21 protein-coding genes are annotated in these 23,700 nt (G+C 66.7%); 10 read left to right on the top strand and 11 right to left on the bottom strand.

Features of this window, described 5'->3' with window-relative positions:
* Positions 1–63: 63 nt before the first annotated feature.
* The 6 genes from LRH25_RS30430 to LRH25_RS30405 all read right to left on the bottom strand — a co-directional run bounded on the left by LRH25_RS30430 (position 64) and on the right by LRH25_RS30405 (position 8,121).
* The gene (locus LRH25_RS30430) at positions 64–1,605 is read right to left on the bottom strand and encodes a 2-isopropylmalate synthase (RefSeq protein WP_141286793.1); all 1,542 of its coding nucleotides are present in this window, start codon (positions 1,603–1,605) and stop codon (positions 64–66) included.
* Positions 1,602–3,314: a 2-isopropylmalate synthase gene (leuA, locus tag LRH25_RS30425; protein ID WP_141286798.1), complete on the bottom strand. Its 1,713-nt coding sequence runs from the start codon at positions 3,312–3,314 to the stop codon at positions 1,602–1,604. Before leuA ends, LRH25_RS30430 begins: the two co-directional genes overlap by 4 nt.
* 216 nt (positions 3,315–3,530) lie before the next feature.
* A complete protein-coding gene (pssA, locus tag LRH25_RS30420) occupies positions 3,531–4,355 on the bottom strand; it encodes a CDP-diacylglycerol--serine O-phosphatidyltransferase (protein WP_141286792.1) in 825 nt (274 codons plus the stop codon).
* 80 nt (positions 4,356–4,435) lie between these two features.
* Positions 4,436–5,452 carry a ketol-acid reductoisomerase gene (gene ilvC, locus LRH25_RS30415; protein WP_141286791.1) on the bottom strand — a complete coding sequence of 339 codons (1,017 nt, stop codon included), beginning with the start codon at positions 5,450–5,452 and terminating at the stop codon, positions 4,436–4,438.
* Positions 5,453–5,582: 130 nt separating this feature from the next.
* The gene (gene ilvN / locus LRH25_RS30410) at positions 5,583–6,074 is read right to left on the bottom strand and encodes an acetolactate synthase small subunit (protein ID WP_141286790.1); all 492 of its coding nucleotides are present in this window, start codon (positions 6,072–6,074) and stop codon (positions 5,583–5,585) included.
* Positions 6,075–6,285: 211 nt separating this feature from the next.
* Positions 6,286–8,121, bottom strand: coding sequence for an acetolactate synthase 3 catalytic subunit (locus LRH25_RS30405; RefSeq protein WP_141286789.1), 1,836 nt, complete (start codon positions 8,119–8,121; stop codon positions 6,286–6,288).
* A gap of 256 nt (positions 8,122–8,377) precedes the next feature.
* Here LRH25_RS30405 and LRH25_RS30400 point away from each other — a divergent pair, with 256 nt between their 5' ends.
* The 5 genes from LRH25_RS30400 (at position 8,378) to LRH25_RS30380 (ending at position 11,592) form a co-directional block, all read left to right on the top strand.
* Positions 8,378–8,944 carry an RNA polymerase sigma factor gene (locus tag LRH25_RS30400; RefSeq protein ID WP_141286788.1) on the top strand — a complete coding sequence of 189 codons (567 nt, stop codon included), beginning with the start codon at positions 8,378–8,380 and terminating at the stop codon, positions 8,942–8,944.
* Positions 8,941–9,420 (top strand): DUF3619 family protein, encoded by a 480-nt coding sequence (locus LRH25_RS30395; protein WP_231013124.1) that lies wholly within the window; start codon positions 8,941–8,943, stop codon positions 9,418–9,420. The genes LRH25_RS30400 and LRH25_RS30395 overlap by 4 nt, the downstream gene beginning before the upstream one ends.
* A gap of 126 nt (positions 9,421–9,546) precedes the next feature.
* A complete protein-coding gene (locus LRH25_RS30390; RefSeq protein ID WP_231013123.1) occupies positions 9,547–10,323 on the top strand; it encodes a DUF3106 domain-containing protein in 777 nt (258 codons plus the stop codon).
* Positions 10,324–10,370: 47 nt separating this feature from the next.
* Positions 10,371–10,961 carry an RDD family protein gene (locus LRH25_RS30385; RefSeq protein WP_231013122.1) on the top strand — a complete coding sequence of 197 codons (591 nt, stop codon included), beginning with the start codon at positions 10,371–10,373 and terminating at the stop codon, positions 10,959–10,961.
* 31 nt (positions 10,962–10,992) lie between these two features.
* The gene (locus tag LRH25_RS30380; RefSeq protein WP_141285630.1) at positions 10,993–11,592 is read left to right on the top strand and encodes an LOG family protein; all 600 of its coding nucleotides are present in this window, start codon (positions 10,993–10,995) and stop codon (positions 11,590–11,592) included.
* Positions 11,593–11,625: 33 nt separating this feature from the next.
* Here LRH25_RS30380 and LRH25_RS30375 read toward each other — a convergent pair whose 3' ends face one another.
* Entirely contained in the window at positions 11,626–11,964 is a 339-nt protein-coding gene (locus LRH25_RS30375; RefSeq protein ID WP_141285632.1) for a P-II family nitrogen regulator, read from the bottom strand.
* 185 nt (positions 11,965–12,149) lie between these two features.
* On the opposite strand from LRH25_RS30375, the gene LRH25_RS30370 reads away from it, so the two are divergent.
* The gene (locus LRH25_RS30370; protein WP_141285634.1) at positions 12,150–13,328 is read left to right on the top strand and encodes a GNAT family N-acetyltransferase; all 1,179 of its coding nucleotides are present in this window, start codon (positions 12,150–12,152) and stop codon (positions 13,326–13,328) included.
* On the opposite strand, the gene LRH25_RS30365 is transcribed toward LRH25_RS30370, so the two are convergent.
* The 4 genes from LRH25_RS30365 to ppa form a co-directional block, all read right to left on the bottom strand.
* Positions 13,297–13,725, bottom strand: coding sequence for a low affinity iron permease family protein (locus tag LRH25_RS30365; RefSeq protein ID WP_141285636.1), 429 nt, complete (start codon positions 13,723–13,725; stop codon positions 13,297–13,299). The genes LRH25_RS30370 and LRH25_RS30365 overlap by 32 nt on opposite strands.
* Positions 13,726–13,778: 53 nt before the next feature.
* On the bottom strand, positions 13,779–15,110 hold the full coding sequence (locus LRH25_RS30360; RefSeq protein WP_375140558.1) for a zinc-binding metallopeptidase family protein: 1,332 nt from the start codon (positions 15,108–15,110) through the stop codon (positions 13,779–13,781).
* 95 nt (positions 15,111–15,205) lie between these two features.
* On the bottom strand, positions 15,206–17,998 hold the full coding sequence (locus tag LRH25_RS30355) for a M16 family metallopeptidase (protein WP_141285639.1): 2,793 nt from the start codon (positions 17,996–17,998) through the stop codon (positions 15,206–15,208).
* A gap of 169 nt (positions 17,999–18,167) precedes the next feature.
* Entirely contained in the window at positions 18,168–18,707 is a 540-nt protein-coding gene (ppa, locus tag LRH25_RS30350; RefSeq protein ID WP_141285641.1) for an inorganic diphosphatase, read from the bottom strand.
* A 349-nt stretch (positions 18,708–19,056) separates the two neighbouring features.
* Here ppa and LRH25_RS30345 point away from each other — a divergent pair, with 349 nt between their 5' ends.
* The 4 genes from LRH25_RS30345 (at position 19,057) to LRH25_RS30330 (ending at position 23,689) form a co-directional block, all read left to right on the top strand.
* Positions 19,057–21,102, top strand: a complete 2,046-nt coding sequence (locus tag LRH25_RS30345) for a sodium-translocating pyrophosphatase (protein WP_141285643.1) — start codon at positions 19,057–19,059, stop codon at positions 21,100–21,102.
* Positions 21,103–21,184: 82 nt separating this feature from the next.
* A complete protein-coding gene (gene aat, locus LRH25_RS30340) occupies positions 21,185–21,985 on the top strand; it encodes a leucyl/phenylalanyl-tRNA--protein transferase (RefSeq protein ID WP_141285645.1) in 801 nt (266 codons plus the stop codon).
* Positions 21,982–22,722, top strand: a complete 741-nt coding sequence (locus LRH25_RS30335; protein WP_141285647.1) for an arginyltransferase — start codon at positions 21,982–21,984, stop codon at positions 22,720–22,722. Before aat ends, LRH25_RS30335 begins: the two co-directional genes overlap by 4 nt.
* 202 nt (positions 22,723–22,924) lie before the next feature.
* Positions 22,925–23,689: a head GIN domain-containing protein gene (locus LRH25_RS30330; protein ID WP_141285650.1), complete on the top strand. Its 765-nt coding sequence runs from the start codon at positions 22,925–22,927 to the stop codon at positions 23,687–23,689.
* Positions 23,690–23,700 lie beyond the last annotated feature (11 nt).

Below are 23,700 nucleotides of genomic sequence, written 5' to 3'. Positions count from 1 at the left end.
GCAAAAAGACACGCAAGATCAAAAACTTGCATGCCCTTTCTCAAGTGCCCATCGGACCTGGGATCAGCCCTGCGCAGCCACCCTATCACCGCCGGTGTGAAGCTTGTTCAGGGCCGAGAGATACGCCTTGGCAGATGCCACGACGATGTCCGGATCAGCCCCGACACCATTCACCACCCGGCCGCCCAACTGCAGGCGCACCGTGACTTCGCCCTGCGATTCTGTGCTGCCCGAGGTGATGGCATTGACCGAATAAAGCAGCATTTCCGCGCCACTTTCGATCTGGGATTCGATCGCCTTCAGCGTTGCATCGACCGGGCCGTTGCCATGGCTCTCGGCAACGACCTCGCGGTCGCCGATCGTGAAAGCCACCCTGGCGTGCGGGCGCTCGCCGGTTTCCGAGCGCTGCGACAGCGACAGGAAACCGTGGTGCTCGTGAATGCTGGTGACGCTTTCGTCGCCCAGCAGCGCGATGATGTCCTCGTCGAAAATCTCGCTTTTGCGGTCGGCCAGGTCCTTGAAGCGGGCGAACGCCGCATTGATTTCCGTCTCCGACTCCAGCGCCACGCCCAGTTCCTGCAGCCGCTGCTTGAAGGCATTGCGGCCGGACAGCTTGCCCAGCACGATCTTGTTGGCGGCCCAGCCCACATCCTCGGCGCGCATGATCTCGTAGGTGTCACGCGCCTTCAGCACGCCGTCCTGGTGGATGCCCGAAGCATGGGCAAAGGCGTTGGCGCCGACCACGGCCTTATTCGGCTGCACGACAAATCCGGTGGTCTGGCTGACCATGCGTGAGGCCGGCACGATCTGCGTGGTGTCGATGCCCACGTCCAGGCCGAAATAGTCCCGGCGGGTGCGCACCGCCATCACCACTTCTTCCAGCGAACAGTTGCCCGCCCGCTCGCCCAGGCCGTTGATGGTGCATTCAACCTGGCGTGCACCGCCAATCTTCACGCCGGCCAGCGAATTGGCCACCGCCATGCCCAGGTCGTTGTGGCAGTGCACCGACCAGATGGCCTTGTCGGCATTCGGGATGCGCTCGCGCAGTTGGCGGATGAAGTGGCCGTACAGCTCGGGAATCGCGTAGCCGACGGTGTCGGGCAGGTTGATCGTGGTCGCGCCCTCGGCGATCACCGCTTCGATCACGCGGCACAGGAAGTCCGGGTCGGAGCGGTAGCCATCCTCGGGCGAAAACTCGATGTCGCCGCACAGGTTGCGCGCAAAGCGCACCGCCTGCGTCGCCTGCTCCAGCACCTGTTCCGGCGTCATGCGCAGCTTCTTCTCCATGTGCAGCGCACTGGTTGCAATGAAGGTGTGGATGCGGCTGCGCGGCGCCGGCGCCACGGCCTCTGCCGCGCGCGCGATGTCCCGGTCGTTGGCGCGGGCCAGCCCGCAGATCACCGAGTCCTTGATGTGGCTGGCGATGGTGTGCACGGCTTCGAAGTCGCCATGCGACGCCGCCGGGAAGCCGGCCTCGATCACGTCCACCTTCAGCCGCTCCAACTGGCGTGCGATGCGCAGCTTCTCGTCGCGCGTCATCGAGGCGCCGGGCGATTGTTCGCCGTCGCGCAGCGTGGTGTCGAAAATGATCAGTTTGTCAGTCATACAGAGATTTCCTCGACCTTTGTGGCCGTGTCACGCGACTCGCCCAGCGCACGCTGCACGCCACTGAGCACTGCCTTCATCGATGCATTGACCAGGTTGGCGTCCATGCCCACGCCGAACAGTGTGCGCTCTCCGCCCACGCGCAGTTCCAGGTAGGCCACCGCGCGGGCCTCGGCACCGCCGCTCAACGCATGTTCATGGTAATCGAGCACCTCGACCGAAACCCCGGTCGCCGCCTGCACGCCGGCGACAAACGCCGCCAGCGGCCCGTTGCCGCGGCCATGCACCTCGCGCACCTGCCCACCCTGCTGCCACTGGGCGCGCACGCTGACGTCTGCACCCTGCCCGCCCGCGCCCAGTTCCTGCTCCTGGATCTCGACCCGCGCCAGTTGCGCCTGCTCGGGACGGTATTCCTTGGCGAACAATGCCCACAAGTCGTCCGAGCCCAACTCCTTGCCGTCGATGTCCATCACTGCCTGCACCACCTGGCTGAACTCGATCTGCAGCCGGCGCGGCAGTTCCAGCCCGTAATCCGACTCCAGCAAATAGGCAATGCCGCCCTTGCCGGACTGGCTGTTGACGCGGATCACCGCCTCGTAGCTGCGGCCCAGGTCCTTCGGATCCACCGGCAGGTAGGGCATGTCCCAGATCTCGCCGTCCTTGCGGGCGGCAAAGGCCTTCTTGATCGCGTCCTGGTGCGAACCAGAGAACGAGGTGTAGACCAGGTCGCCCACGTACGGATGGCGAGGATGCACCGGCAACTGGTTGCAATGCTCGACCGTGCGGCGGATCGCGTCGATGTCGGAGAAGTCCAGGCCTGGCGACACGCCCTGGGTGTAGAGATTCAGCGCAACGTTGACCAGGTCCAGGTTGCCGGTGCGCTCACCGTTGCCGAACAGGCAGCCTTCGAGGCGGTCGGCGCCAGCCATCAACGCCAACTCGGCGGCCGCCGTCCCGGTGCCGCGGTCATTGTGCGGATGCACCGACAACACGATGGCATCGCGCCGTTCCAGCTGCCGATGCATCCACTCGATCATGTCGGCGAACTGGTTGGGCGTCGAGCATTCGACCGTGGACGGCAGGTTGACGATGCAAGGGCGTGTCGGTGTCGGCGCCCAAGTGGCCGTCACGGCGTCGACGATGCGCTTGCTGAAATGCAGGTCGGTGTTCGAGAACATCTCCGGCGAATACTCGAAGGTCCATTCGGTGCCGGGCTGCCTGGCTGCCATGTCGCGGATCATGGCCGCATGGGTCACGGCCAGGTCGACCACGCCGTCCTCGTCCAGCCCCAGCACCACGCGGCGCATCACTGGCGCCACCGCGTTGTAGAGGTGCACTACCACCTTCTTCGCACCGACAAGCGATTCGAAGGTGCGCGAGATCAGGTGGTCGCGTGCCTGCGTCAGCACCTGGATGGTCACGTCGTCCGGCACCAGGTTCTGCGTGATCAGCAGGCGCACAAAGTCGAAGTCCGCCTGCGAAGCTGACGGGAAGCCCACCTCGATCTGCTTGAAACCGATCTGCACCAGGGTCTGGAACATGCGCAGCTTGCGCGCCGGGTCCATCGGCTCGATCAGCGCCTGGTTGCCGTCCCGCAGGTCCACGCTGCACCACTGGGGCGCCCGCGTCAGCTGGGCATCGGGCCAGCGGCGATCAGGCAGGGCAATGGGGGCGAAAGCGCGGTACTTCTGCTGCGGGTGCTTGAGCATCATGGTGTGCATCCAGGGAGGTGGGCGCAACCAGCAGCACAGAAAACGAGAACGGCCCGCTGCGGTTGCATACGGGCCGTTGGGGTCAGGCGAAACGTGGACGTGACTGGCTGACTAGCGAACCCGTGGTTCCTCTAGGGCTAGTAGCAGTTGGGACATGCCCAGCTGGGCAATGACGTACTCGAAACGCATGGGGCTGGAATCTAACAGGTTTTGCTAGTGATGCAAACCGCGTTCATCCGGCTCGTCGGTGCTGGTGGAGATCACGCTCGCCGGCCGACCCTTCGCCTTTCGCCACGCATAGATCGCATAGCCAGAGAGTCCGTAGATGCAGAAGACACCAAAAAGCACGCGAGCTGGATCGAGCGCCGCCACGCCAATCGCCAGCATGATCGCAACCAGCACGATGAAGGGCACCGAGCGACGCCGGTCGAAGACCTTGAAACTGTAGAAGGGCGCGTTCGTCACCATCGAAAGCCCGGCAAACAGCGTGATGCCATAAGCCGCCCAGCCCACCCAGCTGCCGGGCTGGACCCGCTGGCTGTCGGCGCCGTCCACCACGCTCCAGATCAGGCCGATCACCAGCGCCGCTGCGGCCGGGCTGGGCAGCCCCTGGAAGAAGCGCTTGTCGACCACGCCGATGTTGACGTTGAAGCGTGCCAGGCGAAGTGCAGCGCCAGCGATGTAGACGAAGGCCGGGATCCAGCCCGGCTTGCCCATGTCCTTCAGCGCCCACATGTAGACGATCAGGGCCGGCGCAGCACCAAAGGCCACCATGTCCGACAGGCTGTCCATCTGCTCGCCGAAGGCAGACTGCGTATTGGTCATGCGCGCCACGCGGCCATCGAGGCTGTCGAGAATGGCGGCAGCGAAGATGGCGACGCAGGCGAGCTCGAACCGGCCGGCAATCGCCATGACGATGGCGTAGAAAGCAGAGAACAACGCACCGAGGGTGATGGCGTTGGGCAGGGCATAAATGCCCTTGCGACGAGGGCGGACGTTCAAGCCAGGCTCGTCGTCCTCAAGAGTTTCAGGCGTCATGGCGGGCAGGATAGCTCAGGCCAAAAGAAAGGCCGCATCCAGCGGGATGCGGCCTTGGCTGGCAGGGCCTTGAGGCGCGATCAGTTGCGCGACTTGTCGACCAGCTTGTTGGCCTTGATCCAGGGCATCATCGCGCGCAGCTTGTCGCCGACGACCTCGATCTGGTGCTCCTCGGTCAGGCGGCGGCGCGAGATCAGCGTCGGCGCGCCGGCCTTGTTTTCCAGGATGAAGCTCTTGGCGTATTCGCCGGTCTGGATGTCCTTCAGCACCTGCTTCATGACCTGCTTGGTCTCGGAGGTCACGACGCGCGGGCCGGTGACGTACTCGCCGTATTCGGCGTTGTTCGAGATCGAGTAGTTCATGTTGGCGATGCCGCCTTCATAGATCAGGTCGACGATCAGCTTGAGCTCGTGCAGGCACTCGAAGTAGGCCATTTCCGGCGCGTAGCCGGCTTCCACCAGCGTCTCGAAACCCGCCTTGATCAGCTCGACGGTGCCGCCACACAGCACCGCTTGTTCGCCGAACAGGTCGGTTTCGGTTTCTTCGCGGAAGTTGGTTTCGATGATGCCGGCCTTGCCGCCGCCATTGGCCGCGGCATAGCTCAGTGCCAGGTCGCGCGCCTTGCCGGACTTGTCGGCGTAGATCGCGATCAGGTGCGGCACGCCGCCACCTTGCACGTAGGTCCCACGCACCGTGTGGCCAGGCGCCTTCGGAGCGACCATCCACACGTCCAGGTCGGCGCGCGGCACGACCTGGCCGTAGTGCACGTTGAAGCCATGCGCGAAGACCAGCGAAGCGCCTTCGCGGATGTTCGGCTCGACGTCCTTCTTGTAGACCTCGGCGATCTGCTCGTCCGGCAGCAGGATCATCACCACGTCGGCGCCCTTGACCGCATCGGCGACCTCGGCCACTTTCAGGCCCGCCTTTTCGACCTTGGACCACGACGCGCCACCGCGGCGCAAGCCGACGGTGATCTTGCAGCCGCTGTCGTTCAGGTTCTGGGCGTGCGCATGGCCTTGCGAGCCATAGCCGATGATCGCGACGTTCTTGCCCTTGATCAGCGAGATGTCGGCGTCCTTGTCGTAGTAAACCTTCATGGTCTTCTCCAGAAAAATTCGGTTGTGATTGCGGGGGCTTTACCAAGCGGCTGCCGCGGAACTGGCTTTGCCAGGCCGCCGCAGCGCCCCCTTGAGGGGGAGCGCCGAAGGCGCTCAGGGGTGGTGGGGGTCAAACTCTGAGGATGCGCTCGCCGCGGCCGATGCCGCTGGAGCCAGTGCGAACCGTCTCCAGGATCGCGGTGCGGTCCAGGCCTTCGATGAAGGCATCCAGCTTGCCGGCGTCGCCGGTCAGCTCGATGGTGTAGCTCTTCTCGGTCACGTCGATGATGCGGCCGCGGAAGATGTCGGCCATGCGCTTCATCTCTTCGCGCTCCTTGCCGACGGCACGCACCTTGATCAGCATCAGTTCACGCTCGGTGTACTGGCCTTCGGTGAGGTCGACCACCTTGACCACGTCGACCAGCCGGTTCAGGTGCTTGGTGATCTGCTCGATCACCTCGTCCGAGCCGGTCGTGACGATGGTCATGCGCGACAGCGACGGGTCTTCCGTCGGGGCGACGGTGAGGCTCTCGATGTTGTAGCCGCGGGCGGAGAACAAGGCCACCACGCGCGACAAGGCGCCGGGCTCGTTTTCGAGCAGCACGGCGATGATGTGTTTCATTGCGGATCTCCTGACGCGCTCTTCAGCCAGCCGGCGGTAACCGGAAGGCCTTGGCCACGTCTGTCGAATCGTTGAGAAAAGTTGGTCCGACGAACCTGAAGGGAACGGCCGAACCGGAGGAACCGAGATCAGATCCCGAGGTGTCACCAGCCTTCAGCGGGGCGCGGCGAATGCTGCGGTAACAGCACCCGTCCGGCCCGCCTCGTGCTGGTCACAAGTCCTCGGAGCCCAGCAGCATCTCGGAAATGCCCTTGCCCGTCTGCACCATCGGCCAGACGTTTTCGGTCGGGTCGGTGCGCACGTCCAGGAACACGGTGCGGTCCTTCAGCCGGATCAGCTCCTTCAGCGCCGGCTCCACCTCGGAAGGCTTCTCGATCTTGATGCCGACATGGCCATAGGCCTCAGCCAGCTTCACGAAGTCCGGCAGCGCGTCCATGTAGCTGTGCGAGTAGCGGCCTTCGTAGTCCAGTTCCTGCCACTGCCGCACCATGCCCAGGTAGCGGTTGTTCAGCGAGATCACCTTGACCGGCGTCTTGTACTGCTGGCAGGTCGAGAGTTCCTGGATGTTCATCTGGATCGAGCCTTCACCGGTGATGCAGAACACGTCCGCATTCGGCTTGGCCAGCTTGATGCCCATCGCATACGGCAGGCCCACGCCCATCGTGCCCAGGCCGCCGGAGTTGATCCAGCGGCGCGGCTCGTCGAAGCGGTAGTACTGCGCGGCCCACATCTGGTGCTGGCCGACATCGGAGGTCACGTAGCAGTCGGTGCCGCGGGTCATTTCCCACAGCGCCTCGACCACCTGCTGCGGCTTGATCACATCCGGGCTGCGGCGGTAGGCCAGGCATTCCTTGCGGCGCCATTCATTGATCTGGCTCCACCACTGGGAGATCACCGAGGTATCGGGCTTTTGCTGCGCTTCGCGGATCTGGGCGATCAGCTCCTGCAGCACGTCCTTGACGTCACCGACGATCGGGATGTCGACCTTGACGCGCTTGGAGATCGACGAGGGGTCGATGTCGATGTGGATGATCTTGCGCTCGACCGAGGCGAAGTGCTTCGGGTTGCCGATCACCCGGTCGTCGAAACGCGCGCCCACCGCCAGCAGGACGTCGCAGTTCTGCATCGTCATGTTGGCTTCGTAGGTGCCGTGCATGCCCAGCATGCCGAGGAACTTCGGGTCGGACGCAGAGGTGGCGCCCAGGCCCATCAGCGTGTTGGTGACCGGGTAGCCCAGCAGGTCGCACAGCTGGCGCAACTCGGCCGTGGCCTCGCCCAGGATCACGCCGCCGCCGGTGTAGATGTAAGGGCGGCGCGCCTGCAGCAGCAGTTGCACCGCCTTGCGGATCTGGCCGCCATGGCCCTTCTTGACCGGGTTGTAGGACCGCATTTCCACCTGCTCGGGGTAGTGGAAAGGCGCGGTCTTCAGCGAAACGTCCTTCGGGATGTCCACCACGACCGGGCCGGGACGGCCGGTGCGGGCGATGTGGAATGCCTTTTTGAGCGTCAGCGCCAGGTCGCGCACGTCCTTCACCAGGAAGTTGTGCTTGACGATGGGCCGGGTGATGCCGACGGTGTCGCATTCCTGGAAGGCGTCCAGGCCGATGGCAGGCGTGGGCACCTGTCCGGTGATGATCACCATCGGGATCGAGTCCATGTAGGCGGTGGCGATGCCGGTCACGGCATTCGTCACCCCCGGACCCGAGGTCACCAGCGCCACGCCGACATCGCCAGTGGCGCGGGCATAGCCGTCCGCCGCGTGAATGGCCGCCTGTTCATGGCGCACCAGCACGTGCTGGATGGTGTCTTGCTGGTACAGCGCGTCGTAGATGTAAAGCACTGACCCGCCCGGGTAGCCCCACATGTACTTGACGTTCTCGGCCTGCAGGCAGCGCACGAGGATCTGCGACCCGTTGAGTTCCTTGCCATTGGCGCCATTCGAGGCGGCAGAGGACGGGGCAGCAAAAGAGGAGGAGGGAGAGGAAGAATTCTGGGAGCGACCCTCAGCAGGGGCGCCACGCTTGACTTCCGCGGCAGACACGTTCATTTCGAACCTCTGTGAATTTCTCTGACGAAAAACCTTCGGTGCCCCTCCTCGCATCCTCGTGAGACGGATTTGGGACCTGCGCGATCAACAATTGCTGCACCCGCGGTCGGGGCAGCCTGAGACCAAGTCGCACCAAGTGCGAAGGCGCATTATTGCACTGTTGAAGCGGCGCTCACCCGGCAACCCCGGGGAAGACAAGGTGCAGTGACATAATCCCACGTCCTCAGACGGGTGCCCCAGCACGCCCTCCGCAGCCTTGGCCTCCGACAAAGAACTCTCAGATTTCCTCAAGAGCGTCGAAAAGCGCGCCTTCAAGCGCACGGTCTATACCGTGCGAGATGAAGACGCTGCGTTGGACATCGTGCAGGACGCCATGATCCGGCTGGCGGAGAAATACGCCGACCGTCCGCCCGCCGAATTGCCGCTGGTGTTCCAGCGCATCCTGTCCAACGCCACGATGGACTGGTTCCGCCGCCGCAAGGTGCGCAGTGCGGTGATGACCAACATGTCGGACTTCGAGGGCCACGGCGAAGACGGCGATTTCGACCTGCTCGAAATGCTGGAAACCGTCGAGGGCAGCCTGGGCTCGGAAAGCGCCGCCGACACCGTCGGCAGGGAACAGATCTTGCACCAGATCGAGCTGGAAGTCGCGCAGTTGCCAGGCCGTCAACGAGAGGCCTTCCTGTTGCGTTACTGGGAGGAAATGGACGTCGCGGAAACCGCGAGCGTGATGGGTTGCTCCGAAGGGAGCGTGAAAACCCACTGCTCGCGCGCCGTGCATGCACTGGCCAAATCTTTGAAAGCCAAGGGAATAACGCTGTGAAGACCCCTTCTTCCCGCCCTGCCGAACAGCACCGCGAGAGCGCTGGCATTGAAGCCCGCTTCGGGCTGCGTGTCACCGCGGCGCTCAGCGAGCGTGCACAAGGCACGCCGGCACATGACATCGACACCCGCTTGCGTTTCGCCCGCGAGCAGGCACTGGCGCGCGCCATGGCCAGCCGCAAGCTGCAGACGCAAGCTCAAACGCAAGCCGCCAGCACCACGGTGCTGGTCGGCAAGTCCGCCCGCGGCGGCGCCGGCCTGCTGGGCGGCCACTCGCCCTGGCTGTTCCGCTTTGCGTCCGCCCTGCCGCTGGTGCTGCTGTTGGCGGGCGTGGTGCAGATCGACAGCTGGCATGACCGTGCACAGGTCGTGGCCACGGCCGACCTTGACACCGCCTTGCTGAGCGACGACCTGCCGCCCGACGCCTACAGCGACCCCGGCTTTGCCGAGTTCGTGAAGACCAATCGGCACAACTGACAGCCGGCGCCGTCCGGCTGCCGCGCCTGTGCAGTTGCCGACGGCCTCGGCCCGTGCGCCCAGCCTGCCCTGTCTTTTTCGCCATTTTTTTCGAACCCCGCTGAGCAGTTCCAAGCCGAGATGCCCGTGACCCACCCCGCCTCCCCGAACCGGCCTTTGTGGCGCGCTGCGCTGCTGGCCGCCCTGTTGTGCCTGTCGCCCTGGGTGGTGCAGGCGCAGCCGGACGAGGGCAGCAGCAGTGGCGGCCCGAGCTGGAACAGCCTAAGCAGTTCGCAGCGCAACGTGCTGGCGCCGCTGGGCAAGAACTGGAACCAGCTGCCGGCCGAAAACCGCGCCAAGTGGATGGAAGTCGCCTCGCGCTTCCCGAAGATGTCGCCCCAGCAGCAAGAGCGTATCCAGCAGCGAATGGGCGAATGGTCGAACATGAGCCCGCAGCAGCGCAGTGCCGCGCGACAGAACTACCAGCAATCCAAGCAGATTTCCCCCGGCGACAGGCGTGCCAACTGGGAGGCCTACCAGGCTTTGCCCAGCGAGGAACGCGAAGCGCTGGCTGCACGCCGCTCGGCTGCCGGCAACCCGCCCACCGCGCCCGCCGCCACCGGCGCTCGGTCACTGCGCATGGCCCCGGTGGACGCGCAGGTGCCGAAGTCCAACATCGTCAATGCGCGGCCGGATGGCCCGACGCAGCACCCGATCAGCCCGTCCACCGTGCAGGGCAGCACCGGCGGCGCGACCACTTCGCTGGTCACGCGCAGCCCTGCGCCGCCGGCTCACCAGCAGGTGGGCCAGCCCAAGATCAACACCCGGCCGGACCAGGTCGACCGCGCCACGCTGCTGCCCAAGCGCGGACCCGGTGGGGGCCCACAGCGCGGCCGAAACGGCGGCAACGGCGACGGCCGCTAAACTGAGGCGACCCGCGGCCACCCCTGGCCGCAGCCCAGCCCGCCGCCGTGACCCCTGCTCCCCCCTCCCCCGTTTCCTCGCCGCCCGCGCCCGCTGCCGCCGCAGCAGCCGCCGCGCTGCAGACACCTTCGGTGATGCGCCGGCTGGCCGCCTTCACTTATGAAGGCGTGCTGCTGTTCGGCGTGCTGATGCTGGCGGGCTGGCTGTACTCGACCCTGACGCAGATGAAGGACGCCCGCATCGGCGTCACCGGGCTGCAGTTGTTCCTGCTGGTGGTGTTGGCCATCTACTTCGTCTGGTTCTGGAGCCATGGCGGCCAGACCGTGGCGATGCGGGCCTGGCACGTCCGGCTGGTCGACGGCCAGGGCCGTCCGGTCGGCCAAACCCGGGCGCTGGGACGTTTCGTGCTCGCCTGGTTGTGGTTTGCACCGGCCCTGGCCACGGCGCACTTCGCCGGGCTGCATGGCCCGGCCATCTTCGGCGTGCTGCTGGCCGGCGTGCTGGGCTATGCGGCACTTGCCCGGCTGCATCCGCAGCGCCAGTTCTGGCATGACGCGGTCTGCGGCACGCGGCTCATCACCTGGCGGCCCCAGCGGCCGGTCGCCAAGGCCGAGGCGACATCTTCTTCAACAGCCTGAGCAGCGGCGGCCCTGCGGTACGCTTGAGGCCATGACGACTGTCGCCACCCGCCCGTTTTCAGTTTGCGTCTACTGCGGCTCGCGCCACGGCAGTGACCCGGCGTTCACCGAAGCCGCCCGCACGCTGGGCCGCCTGATCGCCGAACGCGGCTGGCGGCTGGTCTATGGCGGCGGCCGCGTGGGCCTGATGGGCGAAGTGGCGGACGCCGCATTGGCGGCCGGCGGCTCGGTGCTGGGTGTCATCCCGCAGCGGCTGGAGGCGCGCGAGGTGGGCCACACGGGACTGACCGAACTGGTCGTCGTGCCCACCATGCATGCCCGCAAGCAGGCCATGGCAGAAGCGGCAGATGCCTTCATCGCGCTGCCCGGCGGCCTGGGCACGCTGGAAGAGTTGTTCGAAGTCTGGACCTGGCGCCACCTGGGCTACCACGACCAACCCATCGGCCTTTTGAACGTAGGCGGCTTCTACGACCTGCTGCTGGGCTTTCTTCAGCAGACCGAAGCCAGCGGCTTTGTCGATGCTGGCCAGCAGGCGCTGCTGCAGGTACAGGCCGATCCGCAGGCCCTGCTGAGTCAGATCGCCGCAGCCAGTGTCATCAGCACGCGGCGCGAAGACTTCAGCCGCATCTGAAACCTGCGCCAGCGGGGCGCGGCAGGCGCGGTGTCAGACCGCCGATTCGTCGGTCTCGCCGGTGCGGATGCGCACGACCTGCTCGATCGCCGTGACGAAGATCTTGCCGTCGCCGATCTTGCCGGTCTTGGCGGCCTTGACGATGGCCTCGATGCTGCGATCCACATCCACGTCCTTGACCACCACCTCGACCTTGACCTTGGGCAGGAAGTCGACCACGTACTCGGCGCCGCGGTACAGCTCGGTGTGGCCCTTCTGGCGGCCAAAACCCTTTACCTCGGTGACGGTCAGCCCCGACACGCCCACCTCGGCCAAGGCCTCCCGAACCTCTTCGAGCTTGAACGGTTTGATGATGGCGGTGATCTGCTTCATGACCTTCTCCATGGTGCCAACGCCGAATGGCGAATGCTGGGCTTGATTTAAGCATGGAACCCTGCGCGCAAGTCCGGCGGGTGACCCGCAGGGAATAGGACTTACGCCTAAGATCCGGCGCACATGTACTGGTTCTTCCCGCCCCAAGCCAGCCTGCGGAGGCACCCGCCCGAATGAGCGCCCGGATGAATGACTACACGCTGGCGATCCACACCGATCCCGCCGAGCTCGATGCCCCCGCCTGGGACGCCTTGCTGGCCCGCCAGGCCCAGCCCACGCCGTTCATGCGCCATGCCTACCTGGCAGCGCTGCAGCAGTCCGGCAGCGCCACCGAAGCCAGCGGCTGGGCGCCGCTGTGGCTGGGGCTGTCGCGTGGAGGCGAACTGGTCGGTGCCACCATCGCCTTCCTGAAGAGCCATTCGTATGGCGAGTACGTCTTCGACTGGGCCTGGGCCGACGCCTACCAGCGCCACGGGCTGGACTACTACCCCAAGCTGCTGACGGCCGTGCCCTTCACCCCCGTGCCCGGCAGCCGGCTGCTGGCGGCCGACGCACCGGCACGCAAGGCGCTGCTGGCCGCATTGCGCCAGCTGGCCGAAGCGCAGCAGCTGTCCTCCGCCCATTTGCTGTTCCTGGACGCAGACGAACAGGCCGCCGCCCGCGCCGCCGGCTGGATGCTGCGCAGCGGCGTGCAGTTCCACTGGGAAAACCGCGTCGGGCCAGACGGGCCGTTTGCCGACTTCGCCGAATTCCTGGCCAGCCTGCAGCGCGAGAAGCGCAAGAAGATCCAGCAGGAGCGCCGCCGCGTGGCCGAGGCGGGCGTCTCGTTCCGCACGCTGGAAGGCGCGCAGATCACCGAAGCCGACTGGGACTTCTTCTACCGCTGCTACCAGCAGACCTACGCCGAGCACCACTCCACGCCCTACCTGACGCGCGACTTCTTCCGCCGCATGGCCACGACCATGTCGTCGCACTGGCTGCTGTTCATCGCCGAGCGCGAAGGCCAGCCGATTGCCGCGTCGCTGCTGGCCATCGACCGCGCCAGCCGCAGCGCCTGGGGCCGCTACTGGGGCGCGGCGGTGCATGTGCCGCAGCTGCACTTCGAGGCCTGCTACTACCAGCCGCTGCAGTGGTGCATTGCCCAGGGCTTTGCGCGCTTCGAGGGCGGCGCGCAGGGCGAACACAAGATGGCACGCGGCCTGCTGCCGGTGGCCACCGCCTCGGCGCACTGGCTGGCGCACCCTCAATTCTCAGCGGCGGTGGAAGACTTCCTGGCCCGTGAGACCGAAGGCATGGGCGCCTACATGGACGAGTTGCGCGAGCGCGACCCGTTCAAGGCTCCTCGTCCAGTTGCTCCTGAATGATCTCGGCGCTGTCCTTGCCGGCTTGCACGCCGCGGCGCGCCTTCTGCGCCAGCAGGATGTAGGTCTCGCGCAGCCGGTCCAGCTCGGCCTCGTCCAGCTGTTCCAGGTCGATCATCGCGTTGTTGGCCTCCTTGACGGCGCGGATCAGCTCGTCGAGCTTGATCTGCATCGCCTCGCCGTCGCGGTTCTGCGTGTTCTGAATCAGGAACACCATCAGGAAGGTGACGATGGTGGTGCTGGTGTTGATGATCAGCTGCCAGGTGTCGCTGAAGCCGAACATCGGCCCGCACAAGGCCCAAAGCACGATGATCGTGACAGCGCCGACAAAAGTCAGCGGCTGGCCGGCTGCCCGCGAAGTCTTGTTGGCGAAGTGCTGGAAGACGGTGGAGAGGCTCATGGCAATGCATGCGCTGCAAGCAGCGCCCAGGTGAACAACAGGAAGGGGCGGGCTCAGCCTGCAAGTGCTGCTTGCGGCCGCGCCCCGATTGTCGCGGCCGGCACAGCCGCCGCAGGCGCAGGCGCCGGCGGCGGCGGCTCGCCACCCTGCACCACCAGGTGGATGAATTGCAGCTTGGCCACGGCCAGGTGCGGCAGCACGAAGGGGTAGAAGTCGTGCTGGCCCATGCTGCGCGACATCTCGTTGATCACCGCTGTCAGCTCCACCCACGCATTCAGGAAGCCGAGGAAAGCCTCGGCCCCCGGATGCGCTGGCTGCCACAGCGACTCCTGCGTCCACGGGTCGGCTTCCAGCTCGACCTCGTCGGCGTCGATGCCGAAGCTCAAAGCGGTGTCCACCGTGTCCACCATGTGCAGGTAGTGGGCCCAGGTCTCGGCCCAGTCCTCCCACGGATGGGTGCTGGCATAAGCGCTGACAAAGCGCTGCGGCCAGTCCGCCGGCGGACCTTGCTCGTAGTTGGCCTTCAGCGCGGCCGTGTAGTCCAGCCGCTCGTCGCCGAACAGTGCGCGAAAGTGCGGCAGCCAGCCGCTGCCGTCCACCAGCAGGTCCCAGTAGTAATGGCCGATCTCGTGGCGGAAGTGACCCAGCAGCGTGCGGTAAGGCTCGCGCATCTCGGCACGCACCTGCTCGCGCCGCACGTCGTCGGCTTCCTCGATGTTCAGCGTGATCACGCCGTGGTCATGCCCGGTCATCACCGGCGGACCGTCCGGCGCGCGGCCCAGGAAGTCGAAGGCAATGCCGCGGTCCGGATCCTCGGTCTTGGGCACCACCGGCAGGCCAAGCGCGATCAGCTGCGAGACCAGGCGCCGCTTGGCCAGTTCCACATGCGCCCAGCGCCCCTGGTTTTCCGGCTGAGACAGGTCGGGAATCGTGCGGTTCAGCCGGCATGCGGCGCACATCATCGGCGGTGGCACCTGGGGTTCGGCGTCGGCGGATTCGGCTTCGGGATGCGCGACGACAGGCAACGCAGGCGCAAGTTCCTGCGCGGCACCTGGCGACGCTTCGGCCGCAGGCGACGCCTGCATCGGCAGCAACCAGTTGCAGCCCGCGGCCGAGCGGAAGTTGGCGCAGCGCCGGTACAGCGTGGACTGTTCGTCGACGCCAAAGCGGCGCCAGGCGATGCCGTCTTCCGTCAGCGCCAGCGGCAGCACCTGCGCGCAGGCCGGGTCATAGCCCAGCGGGGTGTGGCAGTACAGGCACTCGCTGTTGCGGAAAAAGACCGGCCGGCCGCATTGGCAGCGGTAGGCGCGCCGGGTGGTTGGCCGCTTGAACGGCTTCCAGGCGTTTTTCAGCCTGTCGGTCATGCTGTCGAAATGCGTGGCCATGGTGGTGCTCCTCATCACGAGGATGCTGCCCGCTGCCGGCCACGCGTCTTGTCAGCCGCCGCCGCTTTCTGGCGGCGGCCGACGGCGCCTCGTCCTCACTGGCCCTTGAAGTCCCCGGCCACGCCGAGCAAGAGGCGTTCGGCCTGAACATGGCGGCGCCAGACCTCGCTGACCTGCGCGGCCGTGACGCCGGCAATCGCCTTGTCCAGCGCCTCGGACTGGGCCTGGGTGCGGCCCAGGTAGAGATTGCTGGCCAGGCCGGCTGCCAGTGCGCCATCCTGGGCACGCGCCAGGCGGCGCGCGTTCAGCAGGCCTTGCTGGGCCTGGGCCACCTCGGCGGCGCTGAAGCCCTCGGCCAGCGCGCGGTCGAACTCCTGCTTGAAGGCGGCCTCCACCTTGGCGCGGTTCTGCGGCGCAAAGATCGCAAAGCCGTAGAAGGTCGAGTTGGCGTTCAGCGGGTCCAGCGCCAGACCGCTGCCCACGCTGTAGCTCAGCCCTTCGGCCTCACGGATGTGCTTCCACAGCCGCGAGTTGCCGCCCTGGCCGAAGATGAAGTTGGCCACGCGCAGCGCTGCTTCATCGGCATCGCCGTCCTTGACCGGCAGCGACAGCAAGGCGTAGAGCGAAGCGTTCTGCTTGTCCGGCGTCTCGAAGACCATGCGCTCGCCCTTGCGCGGCACCAGCGGGTCCGGCACGCGCTGGAAGGCCTGCTGCGCCTGCCAGCCGCCCAGCGCCTTCTCCAGCGCCGCCTTCACCGCAACCTCGTCCATCGCGCCGACCGCGGCGAACTCGGCGTTGCCCGCGCCAACGAAACGCTGGTGGAAGGCCTTCACCTGCGCCAGCGTCAGCGCGCGCAGGTCTTCGGCCTGCTCGTCGAAGCTCTCGCTGTAGCGCACGTCGCCCCGCGGATACGGGTTGCCGCGGCGCGACAGCTCGGTGCTGAGGATGGCCTGCGGCTCCTTGCGCTGGGTTTCCAGGCTGGCCAGGCTTTGCTGGCGCAGCTCCTCCAGCGCCGCGGCCGGGAAGGCCGGCTGGCGCAACAGCTCGCCCATCAGCGCGATCACCGCGGGCAGGTTGTCCTTGGGCGAGACGATGCGCGCCTGCAACCGGGTCGGCCCGCCGCTGAAGGCCAGCTCGGCCTTCAGCGCGGTCAGGCGGTCCTGGATCTGCTGGCGGCTCAGCGTGGCGCTGCCCTTGTCCAGCAGCGCGGCCATCATCTCGGCCGCGTCGGACTGGCCCTTCAACGAGGCCTCGTCGCCCAGGTGCAGCGCCAGCGTGGCGTTGACCAGATCACCGCGCGTGCCCTTGGGCAGCAGCGCGAGCTTCAGGCCGGGGGCGATCTGGCTGTAGTGCGTGCGGGCCTCGATGTTGGCCGGCGTGGCGTCAAAGGCCTCGGCCTGCGGCAGCTCGGCCACCGGGTGGTAGTCCTTGAACTGGTCCGCCACGGCAACGGCCTGCGGCGCCGGCGGGCGCTGCGGGTGATCGTCGGGCAGGTAAATGCCCAGCGTCCGGTTGTCGCGCAGCAGGCGCTGGGCGCCCACGCGGTTGATGTCCGCCAGCGTCACCGCCTTGATGCGGTCGCGCTGCAGGAAGAACATGCGCCAATCGCCCAGCGCCACGCTTTCCGACAAGGCCACGCCCACGCTCTCCGGGTTCGCAAAGCGCAGCTCCCAGCTCTTCAGCCAGCGGCCGCGGGCACGCTCCAGTTCTTCTGCGGTGACGGGTTCCGTGCCCACCGATTCCAGCGTCGCCAGCAGCTTGTCACGTGTCGGCTCCCAGGCCTGGCCGGGCGAGAGCTTGGCCTGGAACTCGATGAAGCCCGGGTCGAACAGCTGGGCCATGTCGAACTCCACCGCTGCAGCCAGGCCGGTCGTCACCAGGCGCTGGTGCAGCCGGCCGCCGGGCACGTCGCCCATCACCGAGCCCAGCAGCGTCATGGCCGCGCTGTCCGGGTGCGCGCCGGGCATCACCGGGTAGGCCGCATTCAGAAGCGGCGTGCCGCCCTGGCGGCGCAGCACCACGCTGCGCTCGCCTTCCTGCACCGGGTCCAGCGTATACAGCTTGGGCAGCACCCGCGTCGGCTTGGGCGTCTTGGCAAAAGCCTGCTGTATCCAGGCCAAGGTTTGCTTGGCGTCGAACTTGCCGGCGACGATCAGCGTCGCGTTGTCCGGCTGGTAGTACTGGCGATAGAAGGCCTGCAGGCGGGGAATGTCGACGTTCTCCACGTCCGTCCGGGCGCCAATCGTGCTCTTGCCGTAGTTGTGCCACTCGTACATGGCGGACACCACCTTCTGCTCCAGGATGCTGGACGGATCGTTCTCGCTGCGCTCCATCTCGTTGCGCACCACCGTCATTTCGGTGTCCAGGTCCTTGCGGGCGATGAAGCTGTTGACCATCGCGTCGGCCTGCCAGTCCAGGAACCAGCGCAGCGTGTCGTCATTGGCGGTGAAGCTGGCGAAGTAGTTGGTGCGGTCCAGCCAGGTGCTGCCATTGGCCCGCAGCCCGCGCTTGCTGAACTCGGCCCACACGGCGGGGTGCGTCGGCGTGCCCTTGAACATCAGGTGTTCCAGCAAATGCGCCATGCCGGTCTCGCCGTAGTTCTCCTGGCGCGAGCCGACGTGGTAGGTCAGGTTCACCGTGGTGGTCGGCTTGGCATCGTCGGGTGCCAGCAGCACCTGCAAGCCGTTGGGCAGGCGGAATTCGGTGATGCCTTCGACCTTGGTCACAGGGACCAGTGGCCCGGCGACCGCAGCGGCGACCGCGGCCTTGGGGGCCGGTGCAGGCGCCGCCGCCTGAGCGCCGGTCGCAGCCAGCAAGGTGACACAGGCCCAGGCCAGGGCCGAAGGTGCGAAGGAACGCAGTGAACGCAGGGAAAGGCGACGCGACATCGACAGGAATCTCCAGATGCAGGCAGGGCAGCGCGCTGCGGACACGAAAAAGCCGCCTCGGGGGCGGCTCTGTCTGCTGTGCCCACGCCTGCCTGCCGCGGTTGGCGGCCGACGGGCATGCGCGCCCGAAGCGGGCGACGTTAACTCAGCTTGGTAAAGGCCTCGGGCATCAGGCCTTCTGGCTGTCCGCCCATTGCTTCTGGCCGTGCACGATCTCGGCCTTGGCGGCTTCCGGGCCTTCCCAGCCCTGGACCTTCACCCACTTGTTCGGTTCCAGGTCCTTGTAGTGCTCGAAGAAGTGCTGGATGGCCTTCAGGCGCATCTGGTTGATGTCCTCCGGCTTTTGCCAGTGGGTGTAGATCGGCAGCACCTTGTCGATGGGCACGGCCAGCAGCTTGGCGTCGCCGCCGGCTTCGTCTTCCATCTTCAGCACGCCGATGGGCCGGCAGGTGACGACCACGCCAGGCGTCAGCGGGTACGGGGTGATGACCAGCACGTCCACCGGGTCGCCGTCGTCCGACAGCGTCTGCGGCACATAGCCGTAGTTGCACGGGTAGTGCATCGCGGTGGTCATGAAGCGGTCGACAAAGATCGCGCCGGTTTCCTTGTCCACTTCGTACTTGATCGGGTCGGCATTCATCGGGATCTCGATGATCACGTTGAACTGGTCGGGCGCCTTGGCACCAGCGGTCACTTTCTGCAGGCTCATGATTTGTCTCGAAGGGAGTGGGGAAATTCGGCGGTTGAAGCAGTGCCCAACGCTCGGCGGGATAACCCGTATTCTAAGGAGCCGACTTGCCCGCCCCTGACGGACACCGGCTTTCGCAGGCGCTGGGTACCACCGCAGGTAAACACCATGCCGGCCCGCCGCCCTTCCCCTTAGCATCGCCCGGCGACCCGGGATGTGTCCCGACGCGGGCCTCGGACCCGGGCGCAGATCCTCAATGTTGGTGCGTGCCCCCAGGGCCGGGCTACGCCCAGCCCGCCCCCCGCGGGGGGGGTCAGAAAACTTGGGGCGGCCCGGCGTTTTCTTGGTCTGAGAGCGGAAGGAGACTTGGATGTCCAACACCGTGGCGCTTCACATAGCGCTGGCCTGTGGCCTGCTGGCCGTGATCTACGGGTTTGTCCAGCGAGGCTGGATTCTCAGACAGGACGCCGGCAACCCGCGCATGCAGGAGATCGCCGCCGCGGTGCAGCAAGGTGCTGCCGCCTACCTGGCAAGGCAGTACAAGACGATTGCCGTCGTCGGCGTGGTGCTGGCCATCCTGATCGCCATCTTCCTCGGGCCGCTTACAGCGGGCGGCTTCGTCGTCGGCGCGGTGCTCTCGGGCGCCTGCGGCTTCATCGGCATGAATGTCTCGGTGCGGGCCAACGTGCGCACCGCGCAGGCCGCCACGCTGGGCATCGGCCCGGCCCTCAAAGTCGCCTTCCGCGGCGGCGCCATCACCGGCATGCTGGTGGTCGGCCTGGGGCTGCTGGGCGTGGGCATCTTCCTGATGGTCATCACCGGCAACCTGAGCACCGCCCCGGATGTGCTCAGCGCAACGCTCAAGCCCTTGCTTGGCCTGGCCTTCGGCTCCTCGCTGATCTCCATCTTCGCGCGGCTGGGCGGCGGCATCTTCACCAAGGGCGCGGACGTGGGCGCCGACCTGGTCGGCAAGGTCGAGGCCGGCATCCCGGAGGACGACCCGCGCAACCCGGCGGTGATCGCCGACAACGTGGGTGACAACGTCGGCGACTGCGCCGGCATGGCCGCCGACCTGTTCGAGACCTACGCAGTGACGCTGATCGCCACCATGTCGCTGGGCGCGCTGGTGGTGGCCACGGCCCCGATGGCCGCTGTCGTCTACCCGCTGCTGCTGGGCGGCGTGTCCATCGTTGCCTCCATCATCGGCTGCAGCGTGGTCAAGGCCTCGCCCGGCATGAAGAACGTGATGCCGGCGCTGTACCGCGGGCTGGCCGTGGCCGGCATCCTGTCGCTGGTGGCGTTCTACTTCGTCACCACCATGTTCATGCCGGCCGACGCGCTGGGCGCCAACACCCACATGCGCCTGTTCGGCGCCTGCGCGGTGGGCCTGGTGCTGACCGCCGCGCTGGTCTGGATCACCGAGTTCTACACCGGCACGCAGTACAAGCCGGTACAGCACATCGCGCAAGCCTCCACCACCGGCCACGGCACCAACATCATTGCCGGCCTGGGCGTGTCCATGCGCTCCACCGCCTGGCCGGTATTCTTCGTCTGCCTGGCCATCCTGTTCGCCTACCAGTTGGCGGGGCTGTACGGCATTGCCACCGCCGCAACCTCCATGCTGAGCATGGCCGGCATCGTCGTCGCGCTGGACGCCTACGGCCCGATCACCGACAACGCCGGCGGCATTGCCGAGATGGCCGACATGCCCGAAAGCGTGCGCGCGGTGACCGACCCGCTGGACGCCGTGGGCAACACCACCAAGGCCGTCACCAAGGGCTACGCCATCGGCTCGGCCGGCCTGGCCGCGCTGGTGCTGTTCGCCGACTACACCCACTCGCTGGAAGGCCGCGGCCTGCATGTCAGCTTCGACCTCAGCGACCCGCGGGTCATCGTCGGCCTGTTCATCGGCGGGCTGATTCCCTACCTGTTCGGCGCGATGGCCATGGAAGCCGTGGGCCGCGCAGCGGGTGCGGTGGTCGTCGAGGTGCGGCGGCAGTTCAAGGAGATCAAGGGCATCATGGAAGGCACGGCCAAGCCGGAATACGGCCGCGCGGTGGACATGCTGACCACCGCGGCGATCAAGGAAATGATCGTGCCTTCGCTGCTGCCGGTGGTCGTGCCGGTGGTCGTTGGCATGGCGCTGGGCCCGGCCGCCCTGGGCGGGCTGCTGATGGGCACCATCGTCACCGGCCTGTTCGTCGCCATTTCGATGTGCACCGGCGGCGGCGCCTGGGACAACGCCAAGAAGTACATCGAGGACGGCCACCATGGCGGCAAAGGCAGCGAAGCGCACAAGGCGGCCGTCACCGGCGACACCGTGGGCGACCCGTACAAGGACACCGCCGGCCCGGCCATCAACCCGCTGATCAAGATCATCAACATCGTCGCACTGTTGATCGTCCCGTTACTTTGATCTCCGTGATGAGTGCCTGACATCACGCCAGGCCCGTCCCTGGGCGCGACGCCGGCCCCGGTCGGCGCTATCCTGGGCGCCGATGCAGATCACCTGGCTGACCGACGACATGCCGTTTCCTTCCACCGCGCGAGCGCTGGGGGAAGACAGCGACGCCCCTGGCCTCTTGGCCGCGGGCGGCGGGCTGTCGCCGGAGCGGCTGTGCGAGGCCTACCGTCACGGCATCTTTCCCTGGTATGCCCCCGGCCAGCCGGTGCTGTGGTGGAGCACCAGCCCGCGCATGGTGCTGCCGGCGGCAGAGTTCAAGCTTTCGCGCTCACTGCGCAAGACGCTGCAGCGCTTTGTCACCACGCCGGGTTGCGAAATCCGTTTCGACCATGACTTCCGAGCGGTCATACAGGCCTGCGCGACCACTCCGCGAGACGGCCAGCCCGGCACCTGGATCGTGCCCGAGATGATAGAGGCCTACATCCGGCTGCACCGCCTGGGCGTGGCCCACAGCGTCGAGACCTGGATCGACGGCCGGCTGGTCGGCGGGCTCTACTGCCTGAACCTGGGCCGCATGGTGTACGGCGAATCGATGTTTGCCCACCGCACCGACGCTTCCAAGATCGCGCTGGCCGCGCTGGTCGCCTTCTGCCGCGCCGAGCAGGTTCGCCTGATCGACTGCCAGCAGGACACCAGCCACCTGGCCAGCCTGGGCGCGCGGCCGGTGCCGCGGGCCGAGTTCGAAGCCCATCTCGCCGCCACCGTGGCGGCACCCGAGCCGCCGCGCTGGGCCTATGATCCGCAGCATTGGCGCCTGCTGGGACTGGCCGAACCGTCGGCCAGGGAGCCGTCGCCCCCCTCCGGCCTCGCCGCGCCTGCCTCTCCCGCACCGTGACGCATCCGAAAGAGCTCCCGTTCACGTCGCTGCAGTTCTATGCAACGGCACCTTACGACTGCAGCTACCTGCCCGACCGGCAGGCCCGCTCGCAGGTGGCCACCCCCGGCCACCTGATCCACGCCGAGACCTACTCCGCGCTGGTCGCCAACGGCTTCCGGCGCAGCGGCCTGTTCACCTACCGGCCCTACTGCGACAGTTGCCGCGCCTGCCAGCCCATGCGCGTGCCGGTGGCCAGCTTCGTTCCCACGCGCAGCCAGCGCCGCGCCTGGGCGCGCCACGGCCACCTGCAAAGCCGGGTGCTGCGGCTGGGTTTCGTGGCCGAGCACTACGAGCTGTACCTGCGCTACCAGGCCGGCCGGCACGCCGGTGGCGGCATGGACCAGGACAGCGTGGACCAGTACACCCAGTTCCTGCTGCAGAGCCGCGTCAACTCGCGCATGATCGAATTCCGCGAGCCCAACCTCGACGGCAAGGGCCCCGGCCTGCTGCGCATGGTCTCCATCGTCGACATCCTGTCCGACGGCCTGTCGGCCGTCTACACCTTCTACGATCCGGATGAGAAAGCCAGCTACGGCACCTATGGCGTGATGTGGCAGATCGAGCAGACCAGGCAGCTCAAGCTGCGCCATGTCTACCTGGGCTACTGGATCGCCGAGAGCCCGAAGATGGCCTACAAGGTGCAGTTCAAGCCCTACCAGCTGCTGCAGGACGGCGTCTGGCAGGACGCGGACTGACTCGCACGGGCCGGGCGCCGCAACCGGTGCCGTGCAGGCCGCCGTGCAGTTCGTCATCGCCATGCCACGCTTCGTCCCCCGGCACCGGCGGCCTGTCGCAAGCCGGTCCGGCGCTCGCCGGCGTCACCTAGCATGCCGGGCATCGCAGCGGCACGGCCTGTGCCGCCGCGCACCATCCACGTCTTGATGAAGGGCCCACCCCATGACCTCCCGCCGCTTCCTGCTTTCGCTTTCCGCCGCGACCGCTGCAGGCCTGCCACTGTCGCTGTTGGCACCCGCCACCGCGCACGCCATCGACATCAGCTTCGGCAACAGCACCAAGGTCCAGGGCTCGGGCAAGATGGTCGATGAAGTGCGCAACGTCGGCGGCTTCACCCGGCTGCGGCTGGAAGGCAGCATGAACGTGGTCGCCAAGCCTGGCGCGAGCCAGAAGGTCACCGTGCATGCGGACGACAACATCCTGCCGCTGATCGTCACCTCGGTGGAAGGCGACACGCTGGTCCTGACCTACAAGCCCCACACCAGCATCAGCACCAACGGCGTGACCCGCATCACCGTCGAGTTCACCCAGCTCACCGCTGTGGACTCCCGCGGCAGCGGCGACGTCAGCATCGAAGCCATCAAGGGCGACAAGTTCCAACTCAACCTGGCCGGCTCCGGCGACGTGAAGCTGCGCAATGCCGAGCTCGGCAAGCTGAGCACCAACCTCGCGGGCTCGGGTGACGTTTCACTGCAAGGCCGCGCCGCGGACTTCGACGTCAACATCGCCGGCTCCGGCGACGTCAACGCCCTCGACCTGCAAGCCCGCAACGTCAAGGCCAACATCGCCGGCAGCGGCGACGCCCGCGTCAACGCCAGCGACACGCTGAACGGCCAGATCGTCGGCTCCGGCGACATCAGCTACACCGGCAACCCCAAGGTCAGCCGCAGCGTGGTGGGTTCGGGCGAAGTTCGCCCGGCAAAGTAGGCAATGCCCAT

The sequence above is a fragment of the Ideonella azotifigens genome, from assembly GCF_021043325.1.
In the GTDB taxonomy this organism is placed as follows: Bacteria; Pseudomonadota; Gammaproteobacteria; order Burkholderiales; family Burkholderiaceae_C; genus Ideonella; species Ideonella azotifigens.
The sequence above is the reverse complement of the archived record's forward strand: the minus strand, read 5'-3'. Positions and strand labels throughout refer to the sequence as shown.

What these genes read in the sequence shown, in the direction of transcription:
- leuA (WP_141286798.1), bottom strand. Translation starts at nt 3,314, where the DNA reads ATGCTCAAGCACCCGCAGCAGAAGTACCGCGCTTTCGCCCCCATTGCC.
- LRH25_RS30355 (WP_141285639.1), bottom strand. Translation starts at nt 17,998, where the DNA reads ATGTCGCGTCGCCTTTCCCTGCGTTCACTGCGTTCCTTCGCACCTTCG.
- ppa (WP_141285641.1), bottom strand. Translation starts at nt 18,707, where the DNA reads ATGAGCCTGCAGAAAGTGACCGCTGGTGCCAAGGCGCCCGACCAGTTC.
- ilvN (WP_141286790.1), bottom strand. Translation starts at nt 6,074, where the DNA reads ATGAAACACATCATCGCCGTGCTGCTCGAAAACGAGCCCGGCGCCTTG.
- LRH25_RS30430 (WP_141286793.1), bottom strand. Translation starts at nt 1,605, where the DNA reads ATGACTGACAAACTGATCATTTTCGACACCACGCTGCGCGACGGCGAA.
- LRH25_RS30345 (WP_141285643.1), top strand. Translation starts at nt 19,057, where the DNA reads ATGTCCAACACCGTGGCGCTTCACATAGCGCTGGCCTGTGGCCTGCTG.
- LRH25_RS30370 (WP_141285634.1), top strand. Translation starts at nt 12,150, where the DNA reads ATGAATGACTACACGCTGGCGATCCACACCGATCCCGCCGAGCTCGAT.
- LRH25_RS30360 (WP_375140558.1), bottom strand. Translation starts at nt 15,110, where the DNA reads ATGGCCACGCATTTCGACAGCATGACCGACAGGCTGAAAAACGCCTGG.
- LRH25_RS30405 (WP_141286789.1), bottom strand. Translation starts at nt 8,121, where the DNA reads ATGAACGTGTCTGCCGCGGAAGTCAAGCGTGGCGCCCCTGCTGAGGGT.
- LRH25_RS30330 (WP_141285650.1), top strand. Translation starts at nt 22,925, where the DNA reads ATGACCTCCCGCCGCTTCCTGCTTTCGCTTTCCGCCGCGACCGCTGCA.
- LRH25_RS30375 (WP_141285632.1), bottom strand. Translation starts at nt 11,964, where the DNA reads ATGAAGCAGATCACCGCCATCATCAAACCGTTCAAGCTCGAAGAGGTT.
- pssA (WP_141286792.1), bottom strand. Translation starts at nt 4,355, where the DNA reads ATGACGCCTGAAACTCTTGAGGACGACGAGCCTGGCTTGAACGTCCGC.
- aat (WP_141285645.1), top strand. Translation starts at nt 21,185, where the DNA reads ATGCAGATCACCTGGCTGACCGACGACATGCCGTTTCCTTCCACCGCG.
- LRH25_RS30365 (WP_141285636.1), bottom strand. Translation starts at nt 13,725, where the DNA reads ATGAGCCTCTCCACCGTCTTCCAGCACTTCGCCAACAAGACTTCGCGG.
- LRH25_RS30380 (WP_141285630.1), top strand. Translation starts at nt 10,993, where the DNA reads ATGACGACTGTCGCCACCCGCCCGTTTTCAGTTTGCGTCTACTGCGGC.
- ilvC (WP_141286791.1), bottom strand. Translation starts at nt 5,452, where the DNA reads ATGAAGGTTTACTACGACAAGGACGCCGACATCTCGCTGATCAAGGGC.